At 70.6% G+C, this 21396-nt stretch carries 22 protein-coding genes; 11 read left to right on the top strand and 11 right to left on the bottom strand.

The features are described 5' to 3' along the window. Positions 1-82: 82 nt before the first annotated feature. Positions 83-943 carry a hypothetical protein gene (locus ACQP2H_RS04510; protein WP_357536240.1) on the bottom strand — a complete coding sequence of 287 codons (861 nt, stop codon included), beginning with the start codon at positions 941-943 and terminating at the stop codon, positions 83-85. A gap of 78 nt (positions 944-1021) precedes the next feature. Next, on the bottom strand, positions 1022-2863 hold the full coding sequence (locus ACQP2H_RS04505; protein ID WP_219467102.1) for a phosphoenolpyruvate carboxykinase (GTP): 1842 nt from the start codon (positions 2861-2863) through the stop codon (positions 1022-1024). A 369-nt stretch (positions 2864-3232) separates the two neighbouring features. Here ACQP2H_RS04505 and ACQP2H_RS04500 point away from each other — a divergent pair, with 369 nt between their 5' ends. After that, positions 3233-3772 (top strand): GtrA family protein, encoded by a 540-nt coding sequence (locus ACQP2H_RS04500; RefSeq protein WP_208568665.1) that lies wholly within the window; start codon positions 3233-3235, stop codon positions 3770-3772. Between the two features lie 62 nt (positions 3773-3834). Then, the gene (locus tag ACQP2H_RS04495) at positions 3835-4596 is read left to right on the top strand and encodes a GtrA family protein (RefSeq protein ID WP_219470669.1); all 762 of its coding nucleotides are present in this window, start codon (positions 3835-3837) and stop codon (positions 4594-4596) included. A gap of 72 nt (positions 4597-4668) precedes the next feature. Here the strand turns inward: ACQP2H_RS04495 and ACQP2H_RS04490 are convergent, their stop codons facing one another. Both ACQP2H_RS04490 and ACQP2H_RS04485 read right to left on the bottom strand, forming a co-directional pair. Next, complete coding sequence (locus ACQP2H_RS04490; RefSeq protein ID WP_208568586.1) at positions 4669-5241, bottom strand: PH domain-containing protein; 573 nt, start codon at positions 5239-5241, stop codon at positions 4669-4671. Between the two features lie 116 nt (positions 5242-5357). Further along, the gene (locus ACQP2H_RS04485) at positions 5358-6233 is read right to left on the bottom strand and encodes a biotin--[acetyl-CoA-carboxylase] ligase (RefSeq protein ID WP_357536237.1); all 876 of its coding nucleotides are present in this window, start codon (positions 6231-6233) and stop codon (positions 5358-5360) included. A gap of 111 nt (positions 6234-6344) precedes the next feature. Between ACQP2H_RS04485 and ACQP2H_RS04480 the strand changes: the two genes are divergently transcribed. Beyond that, positions 6345-7925 carry an acyl-CoA carboxylase subunit beta gene (locus ACQP2H_RS04480; protein ID WP_433231227.1) on the top strand — a complete coding sequence of 527 codons (1581 nt, stop codon included), beginning with the start codon at positions 6345-6347 and terminating at the stop codon, positions 7923-7925. 150 nt (positions 7926-8075) lie between these two features. On the opposite strand, the gene ACQP2H_RS04475 is transcribed toward ACQP2H_RS04480, so the two are convergent. The 4 genes from ACQP2H_RS04475 to ACQP2H_RS04460 all read right to left on the bottom strand — a co-directional run bounded on the left by ACQP2H_RS04475 (position 8076) and on the right by ACQP2H_RS04460 (position 11427). Beyond that, entirely contained in the window at positions 8076-8990 is a 915-nt protein-coding gene (locus ACQP2H_RS04475) for a hypothetical protein (protein WP_219467092.1), read from the bottom strand. After that, the gene (locus tag ACQP2H_RS04470; protein WP_208568590.1) at positions 8990-9481 is read right to left on the bottom strand and encodes a SigE family RNA polymerase sigma factor; all 492 of its coding nucleotides are present in this window, start codon (positions 9479-9481) and stop codon (positions 8990-8992) included. The genes ACQP2H_RS04475 and ACQP2H_RS04470 overlap by 1 nt, the downstream gene beginning before the upstream one ends. A gap of 70 nt (positions 9482-9551) precedes the next feature. Continuing rightward, positions 9552-10544, bottom strand: a complete 993-nt coding sequence (locus ACQP2H_RS04465) for a ketopantoate reductase family protein (protein WP_219467089.1) — start codon at positions 10542-10544, stop codon at positions 9552-9554. Between the two features lie 139 nt (positions 10545-10683). Further along, a complete protein-coding gene (locus ACQP2H_RS04460) occupies positions 10684-11427 on the bottom strand; it encodes a M50 family metallopeptidase (protein WP_219467086.1) in 744 nt (247 codons plus the stop codon). Between the two features lie 101 nt (positions 11428-11528). Between ACQP2H_RS04460 and ACQP2H_RS04455 the strand changes: the two genes are divergently transcribed. Together ACQP2H_RS04455 and ACQP2H_RS04450 are read left to right on the top strand one after the other, a co-directional pair. Continuing rightward, on the top strand, positions 11529-12074 hold the full coding sequence (locus tag ACQP2H_RS04455) for a Uma2 family endonuclease (protein WP_308291017.1): 546 nt from the start codon (positions 11529-11531) through the stop codon (positions 12072-12074). Between the two features lie 158 nt (positions 12075-12232). After that, positions 12233-12985 carry a GH25 family lysozyme gene (locus ACQP2H_RS04450; protein WP_219467083.1) on the top strand — a complete coding sequence of 251 codons (753 nt, stop codon included), beginning with the start codon at positions 12233-12235 and terminating at the stop codon, positions 12983-12985. 99 nt (positions 12986-13084) lie between these two features. Here the strand turns inward: ACQP2H_RS04450 and ACQP2H_RS04445 are convergent, their stop codons facing one another. Both ACQP2H_RS04445 and ACQP2H_RS04440 read right to left on the bottom strand, forming a co-directional pair. Then, positions 13085-13318, bottom strand: a complete 234-nt coding sequence (locus tag ACQP2H_RS04445) for a hypothetical protein (protein WP_219467080.1) — start codon at positions 13316-13318, stop codon at positions 13085-13087. Positions 13319-13409: 91 nt separating this feature from the next. Further along, complete coding sequence (locus ACQP2H_RS04440) at positions 13410-15608, bottom strand: protein kinase domain-containing protein (protein WP_433231222.1); 2199 nt, start codon at positions 15606-15608, stop codon at positions 13410-13412. A 91-nt stretch (positions 15609-15699) separates the two neighbouring features. On the opposite strand from ACQP2H_RS04440, the gene ACQP2H_RS04435 reads away from it, so the two are divergent. The 6 genes from ACQP2H_RS04435 (at position 15700) to ACQP2H_RS04410 (ending at position 20409) form a co-directional block, all read left to right on the top strand. Then, the gene (locus ACQP2H_RS04435; protein ID WP_363821269.1) at positions 15700-15912 is read left to right on the top strand and encodes an acyl-CoA carboxylase subunit epsilon; all 213 of its coding nucleotides are present in this window, start codon (positions 15700-15702) and stop codon (positions 15910-15912) included. A 209-nt stretch (positions 15913-16121) separates the two neighbouring features. Then, complete coding sequence (locus tag ACQP2H_RS04430; RefSeq protein WP_363821266.1) at positions 16122-16589, top strand: hypothetical protein; 468 nt, start codon at positions 16122-16124, stop codon at positions 16587-16589. Continuing rightward, positions 16586-17950 (top strand): hypothetical protein, encoded by a 1365-nt coding sequence (locus ACQP2H_RS04425; RefSeq protein ID WP_433231219.1) that lies wholly within the window; start codon positions 16586-16588, stop codon positions 17948-17950. Before ACQP2H_RS04430 ends, ACQP2H_RS04425 begins: the two co-directional genes overlap by 4 nt. Before the next feature lie 17 nt (positions 17951-17967). Beyond that, positions 17968-19080 carry a type VII secretion-associated serine protease mycosin gene (mycP, locus tag ACQP2H_RS04420; RefSeq protein ID WP_433231216.1) on the top strand — a complete coding sequence of 371 codons (1113 nt, stop codon included), beginning with the start codon at positions 17968-17970 and terminating at the stop codon, positions 19078-19080. A 9-nt stretch (positions 19081-19089) separates the two neighbouring features. Continuing rightward, a complete protein-coding gene (locus ACQP2H_RS04415; RefSeq protein ID WP_208568598.1) occupies positions 19090-19746 on the top strand; it encodes a Maf family protein in 657 nt (218 codons plus the stop codon). Between the two features lie 9 nt (positions 19747-19755). Further along, a complete protein-coding gene (locus ACQP2H_RS04410; RefSeq protein WP_219467063.1) occupies positions 19756-20409 on the top strand; it encodes an O-methyltransferase in 654 nt (217 codons plus the stop codon). A gap of 216 nt (positions 20410-20625) precedes the next feature. Here the strand turns inward: ACQP2H_RS04410 and ACQP2H_RS04405 are convergent, their stop codons facing one another. Continuing rightward, a complete protein-coding gene (locus ACQP2H_RS04405; protein ID WP_208568600.1) occupies positions 20626-21381 on the bottom strand; it encodes an ABC transporter permease in 756 nt (251 codons plus the stop codon). Between the last annotated feature and the right edge of the window lie 15 nt (positions 21382-21396).

Raw genomic sequence — 21396 nt, 5'->3', positions numbered from 1 at the left:
TCAGTGCCTCGGTGGGCGCACTACGGGCGTGATCAAGAGAAATACGCCATCCCACCGCCTGCCGCTGACCGAAACCTCTTGATCACCCGGGCGGGCCCTCGGGGGCGGGGGTGGCGCGGTGGAGGGAATAGAGGGTGAGGGAGGCCGCCGCCAGGAGGGGGGCGCCGTCGCGGACCAGGCCGTCCAGGCCGAGGAGCCACCAGCACAGGGGGACGTTGACCGCGAGGACGCCCAGGGTGACCGTCACCAGCAGGCGGCGGGCCCAGGGTCGGCCACGCATCAGGAACGCCGTACAGAACAGCACCAGATAGCTGACCACGATGCCGCCACCGAACCAGAGCAGCACCACCGGTACGGCGGCGAGCCGGCCGTCCAGCACCGCGCCGCCGGCCACCAGGGCGGGCACCAGCATCAGCGGACTGTAGGTGAAGGCGGCCACCCGGGCGGTGAGCAGCCAACCGGTGACCTGGGGGCGTTTCGGGGCGACCTCCCGCCAGGCGATCGTCCCGTCCTCGACCACCAGGCCCCGGCGGTGGCGCACCAGATGCCCGGTGACCGCGTCGCAGCGGTAGAGCAGCACGACCACGGCGACGCAGAGCGCGGTGAGCACGGCGAAGCCGAGCAGGCCGGGCAGCGGCGGCACGCCCTGCCGGGGCACCACCAGCCGGCCGACCGCGAAGACGGTGGTCACGGCGAGGATCAGCCCGAACGGCTTCGCCCCGGCCCGTCCCCGGGTCACCTGCCCGATCAGCACCAGGAAACCCAACGAGCGCAGCATCGCCCAGCCGGTGCGTACCGCGAGGCCGAACTCCTGCTCCGGGGCGTACCACCAGTTGAGCAGCTCGACCACGACGGTGGCGGCGGCGGTCGACGCCAGCAGGACGGTCAACACCCGGACGGCGGACGGCCGCCGGACCTGCGGGGTCACGGCGGCCGTCCTCATGGTTGGTGATGTTGCCCGCAACGGGCCTCCGGCACACCTGTCACCGCTGCGCCGCGACGGAGGCTGCCCGGTGTCTGGTTACCGCGGCTGCTCCGCGTCGAGCCGGGCGCGCAGCGCGTCCAGCTCCGACCACAGGACGGCGGGCAGCTTGTCACCGAACTTCTCGAACCACTCGGTGACCAGCGGCAACTCGTTGCGCCACTCCTCGGGGTCGACCTTCAGGGCGATCCGGACGTCCTCAGGGGTCATGTCGAGCCCCTCGACGTCCAGCGCGTCGGCGGTCGGCACCATGCCGATCGGGGTCTCCACCGCGGCGGCGGTGCCCTCGAGCCGCTCGACGACCCACTTCAGCACGCGCGAGTTCTCGCCGAAGCCGGGCCAGAGGAAGTTGCCCTCGGCGTCCTTGCGGAACCAGTTCACGTAGTAGATCTTCGGCAGCTTGGCGGCGTCCCCGTCGACGCCCTTGCCCATCTCGATCCAGTGGTTGAAGTAGTCACCGGCGTGGTAGCCGATGAACGGCAGCATCGCCATCGGGTCGCGGCGCACCACGCCGACCGCGCCGGACGCGGCGGCGGTGGTCTCCGAGGAGAGCGTCGCCCCCAGGTAGACCCCGTGCACCCAGTCGCGGGCCTCGGTGACCAGCGGGATGGTGTCCCGGCGACGCCCGCCGAACAGGATCGCGTCGATCGGTACCCCGTTGGGGTCGAAGTAGTCGTCGGCCAGGATCGGGCACTGGGTGATCGGGGTGCAGAACCGGCTGTTCGCGTGGGAGGAGAGCTGCTCGCTCTCCGGCGTCCAGTCGTTGCCCTTCCAGTCGGTCAGGTGGGCCGGCGGCTCACCCATGCCCTCCCACCAGATGTCACCGTCGTCGGTGAGGGCGACGTTGGTGAACACGGAGTTGCCCCGGTCCAGCGTGCGCATGGCGTTGGCGTTGGTCTTCCAGTCGGTGCCCGGGGCGACGCCGAACAGGCCGTACTCCGGGTTGACCGCGTAGAGGCGACCGTCGGGGCCGAACCGCATCCAGGCGATGTCGTCGCCGATGGTCTCGACCTTCCAACCGGGGATGGTCGGCTCCAGCATGGCCAGGTTGGTCTTGCCGCAGGCGGACGGGAACGCGCCCGCCACGTGGTAGACCTTCCCCTCCGGGGAGGTGATCTTGAGGATCAGCATGTGCTCGGCGAGCCAGCCCTCGTCCCGCCCCATCACGCTGGCGATCCGCAGCGAGTAGCACTTCTTGCCCAGCAGCGAGTTGCCGCCGTAGCCGGAGCCGTAGGACCAGATCTCCCGGCTCTCCGGGAAGTGCGAGATGTACTTCGTCTCGTTGCACGGCCAGGCCACGTCGGACTGGCCGGGGGCGAGCGGGGCGCCGATGGAGTGCAGCGCGTGCACGAAGTCGGCGTCGTCGCCCATCGCCTCCAGCACGGCGGCACCCATCCGGGTCATGATCCGCATCGAGGCGACCACGTACGGGCTGTCGGTGATCTCGACGCCGAACATCGGGTTCTCGGCCTCGACCGGGCCCATGCAGAACGGGATGACGTACATCGTCCGGCCGCGCATCGCACCCCGGTACAACTCGGTCATCGTCCGCTTCATCTCGGCCGGCGCCATCCAGTTGTTGGTGGGGCCGGCGTCCGCTTCGTCCACCGAGCAGATGAAGGTGCGCTCCTCGACCCGGGCGACGTCCGTGGGGTCGGTGCGGGCGTAGAAGGAGTTCGGCTTCTTTTCCGGGTTGAGCCGGATCAGGGTCCCGCTGTCGACGAGTTCGTCGGTGAGACGCCGCCACTCCTCGTCGGTTCCGTCCACCCAGACCACCCGGTCCGGGGTCGTCAGTTCCGCGATCTCCCGGACCCAGGCGAGCAGCTTGGGGTGGGTCGTGGGGGCCTGATCGATCCCCCGCACAGTAGCCGGAGCAACCATGACTCATCTCCTTGTGGTCGACGCTGACCGATTTATGGGATGCACGAGTCTCGGCGGACGCGGGCCGCGTCGCCTTCGTGGAAACCTGGGATTGGCCTCAGCGTAAACCGGGCGGACCCGCGAGTCAGTGGGACTGGTTGTGAACAACTGCACAAGGTGCCGCCCGGCTGCGGTAACACGAGCTGATACCCGCTTTCACGCGCAGTTTCACGCAAATCCTCAGGCGAACTGCCGGTGACCGCGAGAACGGACGGCCGGCGACGGAGAAACCGGGCGTCCGGGCGGATCGGCGCGCGGCGCGCGACAGGTCGCCGGTGGTGCCCCGTCCGATCAGCCGGCAACCGGTACGCTCGCGAGGTGGCCGCGACGATGACCGGGGACCAACCGGGGACCCCACAGACCCGCCCGGGTCTGGTCCGTTCGCTGCTGGACCGGTTCGGTCACCTCATCCGCGAGTTGAGCAAGTTCGCCACCGTGGGCGGGGTGGCCTTCCTGGTCGACTTCGCGCTGTTCAACTTCCTCACGCTGGCCCGCGGGATGGAGCCGGTGACCGCCCGGGTCATCTCCACGGTGATCGCGGCGACTGTCGCGTTCGTCGGCAACCGGTTCTGGACCTGGCGGCACCGGGTCCGCTCCAACCCGGCCCGCGAGTACGCGCTGTTCTTCTTCTTCAACGCGGTCGGCCTGGGCATCGCGGTGGCCTGCCTGGCGGGCAGCCGCTACGGCCTGGGCAGCATCTGGCCCGACGTCTTCCGCACCCCGTTGGCCGACAACATCGCCAGCTACGTGGTCGGCACCGCGCTCGGCACGCTGTTCCGGTTCTGGTCGTACCGACGGTTCGTCTTCGTCGAAGCGGGAACTCCCCCGCTTCCGGAGGCGACCACCGACGACCCGTCGCCCGGGTCGTGAGCGGTCGCCCTCCCCGTCCAGCCGGAGCCTCCGGCATCGTCCACTGCCCTAAGGTGTTGCGCATGCGTCTTGTCCGTCTGCTGCCCGAGCGCTGGCAGAAGTTCATCCGCGAGGCGCTCAAATTCGGCATCGTCGGGGGCGTCAACACCGTCATCAATTACGCGGTGTTCAATGCCCTGGCACTCACGGTCTTTGTCGACGGTCAACTGAAGGCGACGGTCATCGCCACCATCGTGGCGACTATCACGTCGTATCTGATGAATCGTCACTGGACGTACCGGGATCGTCCCAAATCAGCACTTAAGCGCGAATACGCCCTTTTCTTTCTGTTCAACGGCGCCGGCCTGATCATCGAACTGGGCGTGCTCGCCGCCGCCAAGTACGGCCTGGGGTTCAACAGCCTGCTCGCGCTCAACGTGGCGAAGACCGGCGGCGTACTGCTCGCCACCCTGTTCCGGTTCTGGTCCTACCGGACCTTCGTCTTCCAGCCGGTCCCCCGGCACGCCGAGGAGAGCTGGCACGCCATCAAGCGGGACGAGTGGGACACCATGGCCGAACTGGACCCGGTGGCCGAACTGGCCGAATCGGTCAGCGAGCTGGAGGAGGCCCAGGCCCAGCCGGAACCACGACCCGGCCCGACCACCGGCCCCACGCTCCGACCCGCCGCCGAACCGCCGCGCACCCCCGCGCCGGCCACCGAAACGGTGTTCACACAGGCCCGGGGCGGAAGCAGCGGCGTCGGCCGGACGGCGGCCGGCGGTGACCTGAACGCGAAACTGCCCACCGAGCTGCACGCCGGCACCAACCGCGCGCCACGCGCCTGACCGACCCGGTCCCGCGATCCGACCGGTACGGCCCCGGGAACGCCCCGGGGCCGTCGCGCACCCCCGCCCGGGTCAGCCGGTGGTGTCGCGCAGCGGCTTGCCCTCCCGCATGTCGGCCAGGATGTCGCGCATCTCCCCGTCGCCAAGCGTGTGCTTGTCGTGCTGCGCCTCCACCAGCTCGTAGAGGGTGGTCTGCACCCGGTCGACCCGGGGCACGTCGACGAGCACCGACTGCCCCCGCTCGCCGGCCGACTCGATGGTGAGCGTGCCGCACCCCAGCAGCCGTTCGGTGAACCGCTGGGTCATCGAGTGGTCGTTGATCCGGGCCAGCGGCAGGTCCCGCCGGTGCCGGGAGAAGACCCCCTCCTGGAGCAGCACCCGCTCGTTGGTGAACAGGTAGTGCGTGCTGCGCCAGACCAGGAACGGCCACAACCCCAGCCAGAGCACCGCGATCAGGAACAGACCGGCGACCACGGCGAGCACCAGCGCGCCACCGTCGCCGTCGGGCAGCAGGAGCCAGCCCGCCACCACCGCCGCGACACCGATGACCAGCACCAGGACCGGCCGCAGCAGCGCCTTCCAGTGCGGGTGCAGGTGCAGGACGACGTGCTCGTCCTCGGTGAGCACGTCTTCGGGGAACGCCACGGGAACCTCCTAGCCGACAACCGGACGCGCTGACCGTAACCGGTCGACACGACCCGCCGGATCAGCCGGGCGGCCCGCCGTGCACCCCACGCACGAACCGACCGCAGACGGCCCGGTCAGCGCAGGTGCAGCACGTCCCCGGCGGCCAGCCGCCGCTGACCGGCAGCGGTGTCGACCAGCAGGTGCCCGTCGGGATCCACCCCGGTGGCGAGCCCGGTCAACGCGGAACCGTCGGGCAGCAGCACCCGCACCTGCCGGCCCACCGTGGCGCAGGAGACCAGGTACGCCTCCCGCAGGCCGCACGCGTCGGCGTCACCGCCGGCCACCCGCCACCTGTCGTACCAGTCGGCGAGGCCGCGCAGCAGGGCCCGTAGCAGCGGATCACGGTCGGTCGCGGTGGCCCCGGCCAGTTGCAGCGAGGTGGCCGGCAGGCCGGTGGGGTTCTCCGGCAGTTCGTCGGCGCGCAGCGTCACGTTCAGGCCGATGCCGAGCACGATCGCGGGTGGCTCGGCCGACCCGGCCGCCGGCACCGCCTCGGCCAGGATGCCGGCGCACTTGGCCTCGCCGACCAGCAGGTCGTTGGGCCACTTCAACCCGGCGTCCAGCTCGGCCAGCCGGGACACCGCCTCGACCAGCGCGACACCGGCGAGCAGCGGCAGCCAGCCGTACCCGGTCGGGGGCGCGGGCGGCCAGTCGCGCTCGGTGACGGCCTCTCCGGGCCGCAGCAGGACGCTGGTCGCGAGGCCCGCCCGCGGCGGTGACTGCCAGACCCGACCGCGTCGGCCCCGGCCGGCGGTCTGCCGCTCGGCGACCACGACCAGGCCCTCCGGCTCGCCGGCCCGCGCGGCGTCGGCCACGTCGGCGTTGGTCGAGCCGGTCTCCGACCGCAGGTCCAGCCGCCGCCAGGGGCCCAGCGGCGCGGTCAACGCCCGGGACAGCCGCGCCGCCGACAGCGGCGGTCGATCCAGATCGGTGTACGGCGAACCCGGCATCCCGCCAGCCTACGGGCCGGGGCCGACGCCGCCGCCCGGCCAGCCTCCGCCGGAAGCTACTGAGGCGTACTGCACAGCGGCGTCGGCCTGAACCATCGTTATATTCCCAGGGTGACTACCGAGACCGGGACCAACATCCACAGCACCGCGGGCAAGCTGGCGGACCTGGAGCGACGGGTCGACGAGGCGGTCCACGCGGGCGCGCGCGGGGTGGAGAAGCAGCACGCGCGGGGCAAGAAGACCGCCCGGGAGCGGATCGAGCTGCTGCTCGACGAGGGCTCCTTCGTCGAGCTGGACGAGTTCGCCCGGCACCGGTCCACCAATTTCGGCCTGGACCGCACCCGCCCGTACGGCGACGGGGTGGTCACCGGTTACGGCACCGTGGACGGCCGGCAGGTCTGCATCTTCGCGCAGGACTTCACCGTCTTCGGCGGCTCCCTCGGCGAGGTCTTCGGCGAAAAGATCGTCAAGGTGATGGACCTGGCCATGAAGATCGGCTGCCCGGTGGTCGGGATCAACGACTCCGGTGGCGCGCGCATCCAGGAGGGCGTCGTCTCGCTCGGCCTCTACGGCGAGATCTTCTTCCGCAACGTACGGGCCAGCGGGGTCATCCCCCAGGTTTCGCTGATCATGGGTCCGTGCGCGGGTGGCGCCGTCTACTCCCCGGCGGTCACCGACTTCACCGTGATGGTCGACCAGACCTCGCACATGTTCATCACCGGCCCGGACGTCATCAAGACGGTCACCGGCGAGGACGTGGCGATGGAGGAGCTGGGTGGCGCGCGTACCCACAACACGCGCAGCGGCAACGCGCACTACCTGGCCACCGACGAGGACGACGCGATCGACTACGTCAAGGCGCTGCTGTCCTACCTGCCGTCGAACAACCTGGACGAACCGGTGGTCCTCGACGCGCCGGCCGACCTCGACGTCACCGACGCCGACCGGGAACTGGACACCCTGGTCCCCGACTCGGCCAACCAGCCGTACGACATGCACCGGGTCGTCGAGCACGTCCTCGACGACGGCGAGTTCCTAGAGGTGCAGCCGCTCTACGCGCAGAACATCGTGGTCGGCTACGGCCGGGTGGAGGGCCGCCCGGTGGGGGTGGTCGCCAACCAGCCGATGCACTTCGCCGGCACCCTCGACATCGCCGCCTCGGAGAAGGCGGCCCGGTTCGTGCGTACCTGCGACGCGTTCAACATCCCGGTGCTGACCTTCGTGGACGTTCCCGGGTTCCTGCCCGGCACCGGCCAGGAGTGGGACGGCATCATCCGCCGGGGCGCGAAGCTGCTCTACGCGTACGCCGAGGCGACCGTGCCGAAGGTCACCGTGATCACCCGCAAGGCGTACGGCGGGGCGTACGACGTGATGGGCTCCAAGCATCTCGGGGCGGACCTGAACTTCGCCTGGCCGACGGCGCAGATCGCGGTGATGGGTGCGCAGGGCGCGGTGAACATTCTCTACCGGCAGGAGCTGGCCGCCGCCGAGGACCCCGCCGCCGTCCGGGCCGAGCGGATCGCCGAGTACGAGGACACCCTGGCCAACCCGTACGTCGCCGCCGAGCGCGGGTACGTCGACGCGGTGATCCCGCCGCACGAGACCCGGACCCAGATCGTCCGGGCGCTGCGGGTGCTGCGGACCAAGCGGGAGACGTTGCCGCCGAAGAAGCACGGCAACATCCCGCTGTAGCCGACCCGGCCCCGGACGTGCCGACGGTGGACCGGGCAGCCGCCCTGGCGCGCACCGGGCAGCAGAGCAGGACCCCCGCCGGGGGCAAGCGAGCCGGTAAGGGCCGGCAGCCCGCAGGCCAGTCAGCAGGGCCGGGGGAACCCGGGCCGGTCAGCAGGGCGAGTCGGTGGCCGGGCAGAGGCGTTTCGCGGCTCTCCCGCCCAACGCGACGAGGGCGGCCTGGGTCAGCTCCGGACCGGTGCCGTCGACCCGGTCGGCGACCGTTTCCGGGGCGGGCGCGACCACGGTCACCAGGTCACCGACCCGGACCACCAGGGTCGCCTCGACGGCTGCCGGCCGGCCGGCCGGCTCCCCGTCGGCCTGCGCCCGGGGCTGCGACGTCACGTGCCGCAGCAGCACCGACTGGTCACCGGCGAAGTCTCTCGCCGCGGGCTCCCAGCGGTGCTCCTGCCCGGTGCGGGCCGGCTGCTGATCGGCGGTCAGCAGGGACGCGCCGAGGGTCCACGTCGCGCAGGCGTCGAGCAGCCGGTAGATCTCCCCGAACAGCCACCGGCCCCGGGGTGGGTCGATCCGGTAGACGTCCTGGCTCAGCACCTGGGCGACCGGGACGTCGGTGCGGGCTCCGGGACGCAGCAGGGTCTGTGAACGGGAGGCGCGGGACACCGGCAGTTGGGCGGCGACCGCACGTTCCCGCCCGCACGATTCGAGCAGCGGGTCGACCTGGACGGTCTCGGCCAGCCCCGTCCCGCCCAGCCGGGCCCCGGTCCGCACGGGCAGGTCGGCGGGGGTCAGCAGGGCGGCGAGGGGGATCTCCGTCCGGGCCGGGTAGACGACCGGTGCGGAGTCCGAGGCCGCCACCGGGGCGGTGGGTGACGGCAGCCCGGCGGACCGCCCGGTCACCAGCGCGGCGGAGCCGGCCAGCACCACGAGCACCGTCACCGCCGACAGCCCCGCCGTCCGACGGGCCCGGCGACGGGCGCGGGCCCGGATCTCCGCCGGCTCGGGCCAGTGAACCGTACGCAGGTCCCGGTGCAGCCGGTCGACGAAGGTCGGATCCTCAGCCATCAGACCTCCTCCAGGTCAGCAACGGTGAGCAGCCCGGCGAGCGCGGCACGCCCCCGGGAGAGCCGGGCCTTGACCGTGCCCACCGGGGCTGCGGTCTGCCGGGCCACCTCGGCGACGGGCATGCCGACCAGGTAGTACAGGGCGAGCGCGATGCGCTGTTCCTCGGGCAGTTGCCGCAGGGCGGCGACCACTTCCAGGGTGTCGGTGCCGGGGCCGGGCACGCTCTCGGTCGCCCCGTGCCGCAGGTAGGCGCGGGCCCGACTGCGCAGGCTGCGCCAACGGCTGACCGCGATCCTGGAGGCCACCACCCGTACCCAGGCTTCCGGGTCGTCGTACCCGCTCACCGTCGACCAGCGTTGCCAGGCCCGCACGTACGCCTCCTGCACGGCGTCCTGCGCCTCGGCCAGGTTGCCGGTGAGCGCGCAGACGAAGCCGAGCAGCCGGTGTCGGCTGCCCCGGTAGAACTCGTCGAACCCGTCGACGTCCGGCACCCTGGTACCTCCCCGTGGCGGTCGCAGGTGACACGCGCGCCGCACACCGGTGGGTTGCGTGGTCAGCCGATCATTCTGGTCGCTGCACCAGGTCGGTCAGTTCGGCCAGCGGGAAGGTGCCGGCGGGCAGTCGTTCCCGCGCCAGCCGGCGGACCGCGATCTGCACGGCGGTGTTGGCCGGCGTGGGCACCCCGTGCCGGCGGCCGAGCTGCACGATCTCACCGTTGAGGTGGTCGGCCTCGGTGGAACCCGCCGCCCGGGTCAGGCTCTGCCAGGTCGAGCTGCCGCTGCGGGGTTGCCCGTCGACCGGCCGGGTGCCGACCCGGTCACCCCGCTCGGTCCGTTCCTCGTCCTCGCTGGAGTGCGCGATGCCGGCGGCGGCGAGCACGGCGACGCCCTCGGCCCGGACCCGGTCGAGCAGCCAGCCGGGAAGGTCGCCACCGAGCAGGGCCTGCACCCCGTTGCCGAGGTTGTTCAACAGCTTGCCGTACTTCCACCGCATCACGTCGGGCCGCACCGGGGCGACGAAGCCGGCGGCGGTCAGGTCCGCCGACACCGCCACGTCGGTCTCGTCGGCACCGGCCGGATAGCGGCCCAGGTGCAACATCCCCGGGTACGGGTGACCACTGGCGATCACCCGTCCCGGGTCGAGATGGGTCGCCGGCAACCACACGCAGACCGGGTGGACATGGGCGAACAGGCGCAGCGCGGTCGGCTCGTTCGCCACCCCGTTCTGCGCGGTGAACAGTGGCAACCGTTGCCCGGCCGTGCCACCGCCGACGACCGGGGTGTCCGCCCAGGCGTCCAGGGCGGCCCAGGTGTGCTGCGACTTGACGGTCAGTACCAGGGCGGTGTCGGCCGGCAGCGGCTCCGGGCCCGGCCCGCCGGTGGCCGGCCCACGCCAGGTCAGCGACCGGTCGGGGGTACGCAGCGTGAGCCCCCGGCGGCGGATCGCGTCCAGGTGCGCGCCCCGAGCCACCAGTGTGACGTCGCGCCCGGCCTCTCCCAGCAGTACGCCGATGGTGCCGCCGACCGCGCCCGCTCCGATGATCACGTATCGCATCGGACCGATTCTGCCCGCATCCGGCCAGGTCGGCGACCCGGCGTCGCCCGCAGGTGCGCGCACCGCACGGACGCCCGACGGCTCGACGCGGGGTGCCGCTGGAGGTGCGGTCGCGGTGGAGCGGCCCGGGTGGACGGCCTCAGAGCGGAATGCCGGCCCTGGTGAGCAGCGGCCCGGCGAGCAGGACCGCGCCGACGGCGAGGGCGAACAGGTTGACCAGCCCGAAGACGACCACCCAGAGCAACGCCGGGAAGGGCGTCAGGTGGGCCAGCTGGTCGGCGTCGGACTCGGGCATCCGGCCCCGGCTGCGCAGCCGTTGCAGCTCGAAGACCGGCCGGACGCCGCCGATCAGCAGGAACCAGACCGAGGTCCAGGCGAACACGGCCTGCACCTGCGGGGTGGCGTACCAGGAGACGACGAGCACTACCCCGCCGGTGACCAGCAGGGAGAGCATCCCGAAGACGTTGCGGACCAGCAGCAGCATGGCGAGCAGCAGTGCCACCGCGACCCAGAGCAGCAGGGTGATCCGGTTGCCACCGAGCAGCCAGGCACCACCCAGGCCGACCAGCGACGGCGCGACGTACCCGGCGAGCAGGGTGAGGATCATGCCGGGGCCGGTGGGGCGGCCGGCGCTGAGGGTGAGGCCGGAGGTGTCCGAGTGCAGCCGGATGCCGTGCAGCCGCCGCCCGGTGAGCAGCGCCGCCAGGGCGTGACCCCCCTCGTGGGCGATGGTCACCGCGTTGCGGGCGACCCGCCAGGACGACCGGACCGCGACGACCGCCAGCGCGGCCAGGGCGGTGAGCACCACCAGCAGGGGCGGCGGGTCGGGTTGGGCGCTGAACAGCCGGTCCCAGAGGTCGCCCAGCCCGTCGATCGACACCATGGCCGGGGAGCCTACCCGGCCCGGTTCATGTCGCTCGACGCTCGTCGCCTCGTATCGTGTGAGACTGACCGGGCGGCGAGCGGAACGGGAGGTGAGGGCCGGTGAGCGCGGCTCCCCTGGAACACCACGTCGGCCTCTGGACCGAGGCCGACTACCTCGCCATGGGCGACACCCCGAACCGGATCGAACTGCTCGACGGGAGCCTGATCGTGAGCCCTGCTCCGAGCAAGCGGCACCAGCGGGTGTCCCGCTTGCTGGCCAACAGCGCCGAGGCTGCGGCGGGTCGGCTGCTGGTGTTCAAGGCGGTGAACGTGCGGCTCGGGGTGGACCGGATCATCATTCCCGACGTGGTGGTCGCCGACACCGACGACGAGGGCACGGTGGTCGAGGCCGGTGAGGTCGCGCTGGTCTGCGAGATCGTCTCCCCGGGCAACGCCGCCGCCGACCGTCTGGTCAAGATGCAGCTCTACGCGCTCGCCGGCATCCCGTGGTATTTGCTGGTCGAGCAGGACGGCGACGCCCACTCGCTGCGGCTGCACCGGCTCGACGGCAGGCACTACGTGGAGGACCAGGTGGCGAAGGCCGGCGAGACGCTGACCCTGGCCGAGCCGTTCCGGTGGCAGCTCGACCCGGCCGCGCTGCGCTGAGCCGCTGCCTGATACCGCGTCTGGCCTGCCCTGACCGCTTCGGATCACCGCAGATCGACTCGACCGTTGTCGATGAAAGTTTCCTTAGGACCTCTTGCGATCAAGGGCAGGAATCTCCAAAGATTGGCGTCAATCGATTGGCGTCCCTGGAGGAATCCATGACCCGTACCAGATTGTCGTTGCGCCGGCTGTTCGCCGCCGGTCTCACCGTCGCCGCCACCGCGGCCGCGGCCCTCGTCGTCACGGCCGCACCCGCGGCCGCCGCCACCACCGCCGGCGTCGACGTCTCCCACTACCAGGGCTCCATCAACTGGAGCAGCGCCCGCAACGCCGGAATCGAGTTCGCCTTCATCAAGGCCACCGAGGGTACGAGCTACAAGGACCCGGACTTCAACACCAACTACGTCAACGCCTACAACGCCGGGGTGATCCGGGGCGCGTACCACTTCGCCCGGCCGAACATCTCCTCCGGCGCCACCCAGGCCAACTACCTCGCCAGCAACGGCGGGGCCTGGTCGGCGGACAGCCGCACCCTGCCGGCCGCGCTCGACGTCGAGGCCAACCCGTACAGCGGCGGCACCTGCTACGGGCTGTCCACCACCGGGATGCGCAACTGGATCCAGGACTTCCTCAACACCTACCGCTCCCGCACCGGCCGGTACGCGGTCATCTACACCACCACGAGCTGGTGGAACCAGTGCACCGGCAGTTGGACGGCCCCGTGGGCCAACCACCCGCTCTGGGTGGCCCGCTGGGCGAGCGCGCCCGGCACCCTGCCGGCCGGCGCCTCGGTCTGGAGCTTCTGGCAGTACACCAGCACCGGCAGCGTCTCCGGGATCAGCGGCAACGTCGACCGCAACTACTGGAACGGCACCCGGTCCCGGCTGGTCGCGCTCGCGAACAACACCTGACCGCCCCCGCAGCCGGCTCGGCGGCAGCGGGACCGGTCATCACCGTAGGGTCGATGGCTGGTCCGGCTGCCGCCGTCGCGGTTCGTGGACCCCGTCGGGTCAGGCGCTCTTCCGGCTGGTCAACGGCATGGTCACGGCATCCGTGGCGGCGGGCGTCGCGGTCCGTCGGCTCAGCCGCCAGGCGGCGACCCCGGCGGCGGCGACCGTCACGACGGCGATCGACACGACCAGCGCGGCCACGCCGGCGCTCAACAGCAGCAGGACGACATCGCCGAGGGCGACGAGCATCCACAGTGCCAGTCTCGGCCGGGCATCCCTGCGTCGGTAACTCATCTCGCTACCTCCTTCCGTCGTCCCGGGTCAGATACCCCGGATGACGGAAAGTCATGCGAAACGATTTCACCCCCGGCGGGAATCCCCCGGGTCAGTTATTCCGGTCCGGCACGAACCGGCTGGTGATCAGGGCGAAGTTGTCCAGGTTGGCGTTCCAGTCCTTCGCCGCCACCTCCCACCGCAGCCCGTAGCCCCGGTTGGTGGCGGTGACGAAACCCCGGTTGCGGACGTGGATGCGGGTGTTGTCCCGGCTCTCCAACCAGTCCCAGTCGGCGCAGGTGCGGTAACCGCCGCACGCCTTGATGTCGAGGTACTGGTAGTTGTTGACGAACTTCTTGCGGTCCGGTTCCTTGTTCTTCCAGTCGGCGACCGCATCCTTGAGCGGGCTGGACGTCCACTGGATGAACAGTTCCCGCACCCCGTTCGGCTCGGTGATGACCACCGCGTCGGAACGGACGCTGCGCCGCCAGCCCTTCGGCACCGGGACCTTGAACGTCGGCCCCTGGTACATCTCCCAACCCTCAGGCAGCGCGTTCGGGTCGGTGGAAGGGGTGGCCGACGGCGTCGGGCTGGGCGCGGCGCTGGTCGGGGGCGGAGCCGCCGGAGCCGACGTCGGGGCGGCGGAGGACGCGGCGACGCTCGTCGGGTCGGCCTGCGGGGTGCCGTCCCCCGGCTCGTCGGAGCTGGTCAGCAATGGGACGGCCAGCGCCAATCCCACCAGCAGCACCGCGACCAGCGCGCCGATCAGCAGGTTACGTCGCTTGTGGTCCGGTGGCGTCTCGTCGTACACCGGGACGGAGACGACTCCGGCGGACCCGGCGGACGGGCTGACCGGCGTGTCCAGCACGGCGGTAGGGTTGGCCGGCGGGGCCGGGTCGAGGCCGGCGCGGGCCGCCGGGGCGACCGCGCCCGACGGCCCGGCATCGGTCGGCACACCGGCCTTCCCGGTCGGCGCGGTTTCCGCAGGCGTCGACCCGGGGACCCGGGTGGTCGGTGCGGCGTCCGCGTCGCTCGACGGGACGACCCCACCGGTCGGTGCGGCATCCGCAGCCACCGACGCGGCAGCCCCACCGGTGGGCGTAGTCCCGGCCGACTCCACCATGCTGGTCGGCGCGTCGTCGACACCACCCGGTGGGGTGACCTTCGTGGTGGGCCCGGCGTCCGCACCGGCCGACATCTTCGTGGTGACGTCCGCACCCGTGGTCGACGCCCCGGTGACGACAGTCGCCTCCGCAGCGCCACCCGTAGCGGTGGCACCACCCGCCGTGGCCCGCGCGGCGGCACTGTCCGACGCCGCCTTCGCCGCCGCGGTGCCGGTGGCGGCCCCCGCCGCGGCGGCCAGGGACGACGAGGTCTTCGCGCCCCCGCCCTGCGCCGGGCGGGGTGCCGGCACCACCGGCGTACGCGGCTCACGTGGGCCGTTCGGCCCCGGCCGGCGTACCCCGTCGAGCAGTGAGATGCCCCTGGCGCGCTTGCCGGCGGCCCGGCGCAGCATGCGCTCCGCGACCTCGGCGGTGATCCGCTCGGTCGGGTCCTTGCGGAGCAGGCCGGTCAGCACCGGCTTCAACGGGCCGGCGTTCCTGGCCGGCGGCAGCGGCTCCGTGGCCAGCGCGGCCAGGGTGCCGATCGCCGACGGCCGGGCGTACGGCGACTTGCCCTCCACGGCCGCGTAGAGCGTCGCCCCCAACGACCAGAGGTCCGCCTCCGGCCCGGCGGTGCCGTCGCGGGCCCGCTCCGGCGCGATGTACGCGGGCGAGCCCAGCACCATTCCCGTCCGGGTGACGTTCGGGTCGCCGGGAATGGTGGCCAGTCCGAAATCGGTCAGCACCACCCGACCGTCGGTGCCGAGCAGCACGTTGCCCGGCTTGACGTCCCGGTGCATCACCCCGGCCTTGTGGGCGGACTTCAGCGCGCCCAGCACGCCCAGGCCGATCTCCACCGCGCGGGCCGGGGGCACCGGGCCGTCCTCGGCGAGGGTGTCCTGCAACGACCTCGACGCCACGTACTCCATGACGATCCACGGGTCACCGTCGGTACGCAGCACGTCGAAGATGCGCACCACGTTGACGTGGTTGAGCCGGGCGATCGCCCGCGCCTCACGCAGCGACCGCTCCCGCATCTCGCGCCGCTCGTCGTCGGTCAGGCTGGGCGGCGGGACCAACTCCTTGATGGCGACGTCCCGGTGCAGCACCTCGTCACGTGCCCTCCAGACCCGGCCCATGCCACCCTGACCGAGCGGCGCGAGCAGCCGGTACCGGTCAGCGACGAGTTGGGAAGGCACGTCAGACATCGGTGAGACGGTACCCGGCCGCACCAACGCGCACACCGCCGGCACGCCACTGTGCGACGTGGGTCAACTTGTCGACGCGTACCCTGGCGACATGTCTGCCGAAGAGCCGCTGTTCCGGGTAGTCCGGGGGGTTCCCACCGCCGAGGAACTGGCCGCGCTCGTGGGCGCGATCACCCTCCGTTCCCGGCCGGCCGGCACACCCAGGCCCGCCGTAGGGTCCACGTGGGCCCGTAGCGCCCGTCCGGTCGGCGTGGTCCCGGTGCCCGGTCGTGACGCCTGGCGCACCTCCGGCCTGCCCCGCTGACAGCCGACGCCACCGGGCCAGGCTTGCCGGCCGACGGCCGGCGGCCGACGGCGGCCGTCCGGGGCTGCTGACTGGCCGAGGACGGCCGGAGCCAGTGCCGGGCTGCTGACTGGCGGAGGGCGGCCGGGGCCAGTGCCGGGGCTGCCGGGATCGCCGAACAGCCACTAGCCTCACTCTGGGAGACGGTGTCGTGACGTTCGGGAGGACCAGTGATCCCTGAGGAGGGCCGCCCAGCTTCTTGGCTGGGCAACTACGGCGGCATCGAGGCCGACATCCGACAGATGCGGGAGTTCGCCGACCAACTCCAGGCCGAGGTCGAACGGAACTACACGCCACACCTGCGCTACATCGCCGACGACATGACCGCCGCCGTACCCAACCCGTGCGACGCGTTCATCGAGCTGGTGCACTTCCTCCAGGCGCACTGGGAGACCCAGCAGGCCACCTCCGACCTGGTGCACGGCCTGGCCGGCGCCACCGGCCGGCTGGCGACCGCCGCCAACCGGATCGCCACCGACTACCAGGGTGCCGACGCCTTCGCCCACGCCCGGGTGACCGACGTCGAACGCGCCCTGCACGGCGCACAGGTCACCGCATCCACTCTCACCGGCCGTTCCTCGTGGACCGCTCCCGCGCCCAACAGCCCCGAAAATCCGGGCCCGGTGGTGCTGCCGTGATCGAACGGGGCAGCGGCCGCACCTCCGGCCTCACCGACTGGCAACTCATGGACGTGCTCAGCATGTGGGCCTGCCTCCAGGACCAGGAGACCCAGGGGCACTGGAAACACGTCGCGGGATGGCGCAAGGTCTGCGACCTCGCCCAGGCTCATCTGCGGAGACTCCAGCAGTACCGCAGCGGCCTCGCCGAGGCATGGCCACCCGCCACCAACGACGCCGCCAAGGCGTACCTCGGTGAACTGGACGAGCTGATCAGCAGGGTGCAGCACACCCACGACACCGCCGCCGCCAACCACGACGCCCTCGCCGCCGCCGCCCGCGCCATCGACAGCACCAGACCGCAACTGAAGCGGCTGCACGACGAGTACGCGACGAAGCTCCAGCAGAAGCGGGGGTACGAAGCCACACTGGCCGACCCCAAGGCGGCGATGGGCAGCCGGGTGGTGGACCCACCGGTGAGCGATGGCGACCTGGAGCGGTTGAACGTGCAAGCACGCGGGATCATGTTCGGGCTCAGTGGTGAACTCCAACAAGCCCAAGCAATGCTCCAAAAACCTCCATCTTTACCTCCTAAGCTCCCCTCGAAGGACCCGTCAAACTCGGATGCCTACGGCATCACGGCACCCCCCGTAGCAATTCCACCCATAGCCCCTATCCCGATTTCGGGAAGCAGCGGCACGAAGGACAGAAGATCATCGACTGCAAGGCGGGGCGTTCCAGTTCCACCTATTTCTCAAGGCGGTCCAGTGCTTGGCACCACAGGCGTTGCGCCTAGCCAACTGGTTAACACCGCAACAACACCAACTCCCCCAACCACACCAAATCCAAACGGCGGGCAATTGCCTATACCGCCAACAACACCACCCCAAGGAACCTCAAACTATACCGAAGTCAGAAATCGGTCGAACGCAAGCCCCATTCGATCATCGCCAGAAACGAGCCGAGGAGTTTCCCAGAAAAAACCAACATTTCCGGCTCACCCGAATGGCCTAATCGGCAGCACTCCCAGCATCGGCTTCACCCAGCCACCAACACAACCACCGCCACGAAAAATCAATCCAATTGGCGGTGTAATCGGTGGCGGCGCAGCCGGAACTACACCAACCGGAGGCGCCGGCTCCCGACCTGGCGGCGGACGACAAACGGGCGGCACTCAAATTCCTCCCTTCGGCGGCGGCCCTCTCGGCTCCATGGGCACGACGTCAGGATGGGGCAGCCAGAGTCGTCGACCCGACGAGATCGGTCGGCACTGGAACCCCGATCAGCCATGGGAAGTTCAAGGCGGCGTACCGCCAGTCGTCCGCCCACCCGACGACGGAGGCCCGATAGACCCGGGTCCAGCAATTGGTCATAATAGATGAAATTTCAATCCATCATCTTGGCAATCACGACTGCATTTCTTGCCGCCTCATTCCCGAATATCCAGTTTTCAACGGACAGCTCCGTTCGGGTTCGAAAAGATCAGTGGCACCTCAACTACCTTAAAGCACCAGAAGCGCAAGCCATCAACCAGGGAGAAGGAGTAATAGTCGCAGTTCCGGACACCGGCGTATCACCACATCCAGACTTAGCCAGAAACCTTCTTCAAGGAGTAGACCTAACAGAAGAAGGTGCCGACGGGAGACGAGACCGAAGCGGTCACGGAACTGGCATGGCTGGCCTAATAGCAGCCCACGGCAAGGGCCACCAAGGAGTTTTAGGAATAGCACCGAAAGCCAAGATTCTCCCCATACATGTGACATCGGAAGGAGGTGCGACGGCGGATGCGATGGCGGCAGGCATCGCATATGCGACCCGACAAGGCGCACAAGTGGTTTGCATCTCAAGCGGCGGAGCCTCAAATGCCAATCTGCGACAGGCAGTTAGAGCCGCACTGCAGGCCAACGTAGTTATTGTCGCAGCAGCAGGCAATGCACCCGACGACAACGCCGTGATCTACCCTGCAGCGGAGGATGGCGTGTTGGCAGTTGCTGGCGTCGGTCGAAAAGGGGAACATGCTTCCATTTCTGTGAGTGGTCCCGAGGTTGATGTTGTTGCGCCGGCTGTCGACATCTACAGCACCAGCATCAACGGCAAGTACCGCAAGGGAACCGGTACGTCCGATGCGACGGCCATTGTTGCCGGGGCGGCGGCGCTGGTCCGCTCGAAGTACCCCTACCTTCCCGCCGCCGAGGTCGTACACCGGCTGACGGCCACAGCTGTCGACAAAGGTCCTCCCGGCCGGGACGACGAGTACGGCTATGGCGTCATCGACCTGGTGGCCGCGCTCACCGCCGATGTCCCACCCCTCGGCTTCGAGAGCGTCACCGCCGCTCCCCCGCAGGCAGGGACGACGAGCGCAGCCACGTCATCGTCCGGTGGGAACGACGATGGCGGTGCCGCCGCACGGGGGTGGGCGACGTTGGGGGTGATCGTGGCTGCCGGGTGCGGGTTCCTGGTGTGGCGTCGTCGCCGACGTGCCGACGACCCGCCACCACGGATCAGCCGGTAGCGTCGGCCCGTGTCCAATTCTTTGCCGCTGCGCCTCGTACTCGCCTCGCAGAGCCCCGCCCGCCGCAAGTTGCTCCAGGCCGCCGGGATCGAGCCGGACGTACTGGTGAGTGGGGTCGACGAGTCCCAGGTGGTCGCGGATCGGGCCGAGGATCTCTGCCTGGAGTTGGCCCGGCTGAAGGCGCAGGCGGTGTCCGACCGGCTGCGTACCACTGCGGACGAGCGGACTCTGGTGTTGGGGTGCGACTCGGTGCTCGCGTTCGACGGTGAGATTCTCGGCAAGCCGGCGGATGCGGCCGACGCCACCCGACGGTGGGAGCGGATGCGTGGGCGCAGCGGGGTGTTGCACACCGGGCACTGTCTGCTCGACGTGGTGCGTGAGTCCCGCGCGGAGGCGGTGGCCTCGACGGTCGTGCACTTCGCGGACGTCACCGATGCGGAGATCGCCGCGTACGTGGCCACGGGTGAACCGTTGGCGGTGGCGGGGGCGTTCACCATCGACGGGTTGGGCGGGGCGTTCCTGAACGGGATCGAGGGTGATCCGGGAACGGTGGTCGGGTTGTCGTTGCCGCTGCTCCGTGGGTTGTTGCGCGATCTGGAGCTGAGCATCACCGACCTGTGGTCGAAGGTCGCGCCGGGCGCCCAGGAGATCGAGCCGCTGGGCTAACGTCCGGTCATGACCACGAAGTCGCTGCCGCTGACGCCGGAACTGCACGCCTACCTCGTCGCCCACGGGTCTCCGCCGGACGAGATCATCCGCGATCTGGCTGAGGAGACCCGCGCGGTGCTGCCGGCGCACGCCGAGATGCAGGTGGCGCCGGAGCAGGCGGCGTTCCTCACCTTCCTGACCCGGCTGCTGGGTGCCCGGCAGGCCGTCGAGGTGGGCACGTTCACCGGGCTGTCGTCGCTGGCGATCGCCCGTGGGCTGCCCGAGGACGGTCGGCTCACCTGCTTCGACATTTCGGAGGAGTTCACCGGTATCGCCCGGTCCTACTGGCAGCGCGCCGGAGTGGCCGACCGGATCGAGTTGCGCATCGGCCCGGCTGCGGAGACGCTGCGGGAGTTGCCGCACGAGCGTTACCTGGACTTCGCCTTCATCGACGCCGACAAGACCGGCTACCCGGTGTACTGGGCGGAGTTGGTGCCGAGGATGCGGCCCGGCGCGGTCATCGCGGTCGACAACACCCTGCGCGGCGGCCGGGTGCTCGCCCCCCGTGACGCCGCCGACCGGGCGATCGCCGCTTTCAACGACGAGGTGCTCGCCGACGTACGCGTCGACGCGGTGCTGCTCCCCCTGGCCGACGGCGTCACCCTCGCCCGGGTGCACTGACCGGCCGGCCGGGGGAATGGCGAGTTCGGCTCCCCTGGGCCGATGTTGCGGTGTCCACCTCGCACCGATACCGCTCGGCGGCACACAGTCGATCACCTCCCCACGGCATCCGGCCGGGAAGCCGGGATGCCGTGGGGAGGTGGGGAGTCGTGGGGAGGTGGGGCGACGGTCTGACGCGACGAGCCCGTGACCGGGCCTCGCCCGGGGTGGGGATCGTCAGCGGACGCTGCGGGCGAACTGTCGGGCCGCCCAGAAGACCCCGGCGGCGGCGAGCACCGCGATGATGCCCAGCCCCTGCCATACCTTGTCGTTGGCGAGGTCACCGGCGAACAACGCCCGGGTGCCGTCGACCGCCCAGGAGAACGGGTTCCACTCGGCGACCCCCTGGAGCCAGCCGGGGGCGAAGGTGAGCGGCAGCAGGATGCCGGAGAGCAGCAGCACCGGCTGGGCCACGGTGTTCATCAACGGGGCGAGCGCGTCCTCGCTCTTGACCTTGAGCGCGACGCCGTACGAGACGGCCGAGGTCATCAGCGCGATCAGGGCCAGCATCAGGTACGCCAGCAGCAGGTCCCCGATGAAGACCCGCAGGTCGAACAGGAGCGCCAGCAGGGTGATGATGATCGCCTGCACGATCAGCGAGACGACGTCGCGCAGGGAGCGGCCGAGCAGCAGGGCGAGCCGGCTGATCGGGGTGACCCGGGACCGCTCGATGACCCCGGCGCGCAGTTCGGCGATCAGGCCGAAGCCCTGGAACAGTCCGCCGAAGATGGCCAGCAGCACCAGCAGGCCCGGTACGAAGATCTTGTAGGCGGCGGCCTGGGTGGGCGCGTTCAGCGCCGGCTTGAGCAGCGGGGCGAAGAGCAGCAGGTACATCACCGGCTGGAAGACGCCGACGAAGACCCAGACCGGGTTGCGCAGCAGCAGTTGAAGTTGGCGTTGGAAGATCAGCCAGGTGTCGCGGGCGAATTTCATCCGTGGTCTCCGGTG

Source organism: Micromonospora sp. CA-248260 (assembly GCF_050942205.1).
Taxonomy (GTDB): domain Bacteria; phylum Actinomycetota; class Actinomycetes; order Mycobacteriales; family Micromonosporaceae; genus Micromonospora; species Micromonospora antibiotica.
Note: the sequence above shows the minus strand (reverse complement) of the source record. Positions and strands in the feature narration are given on the sequence as shown.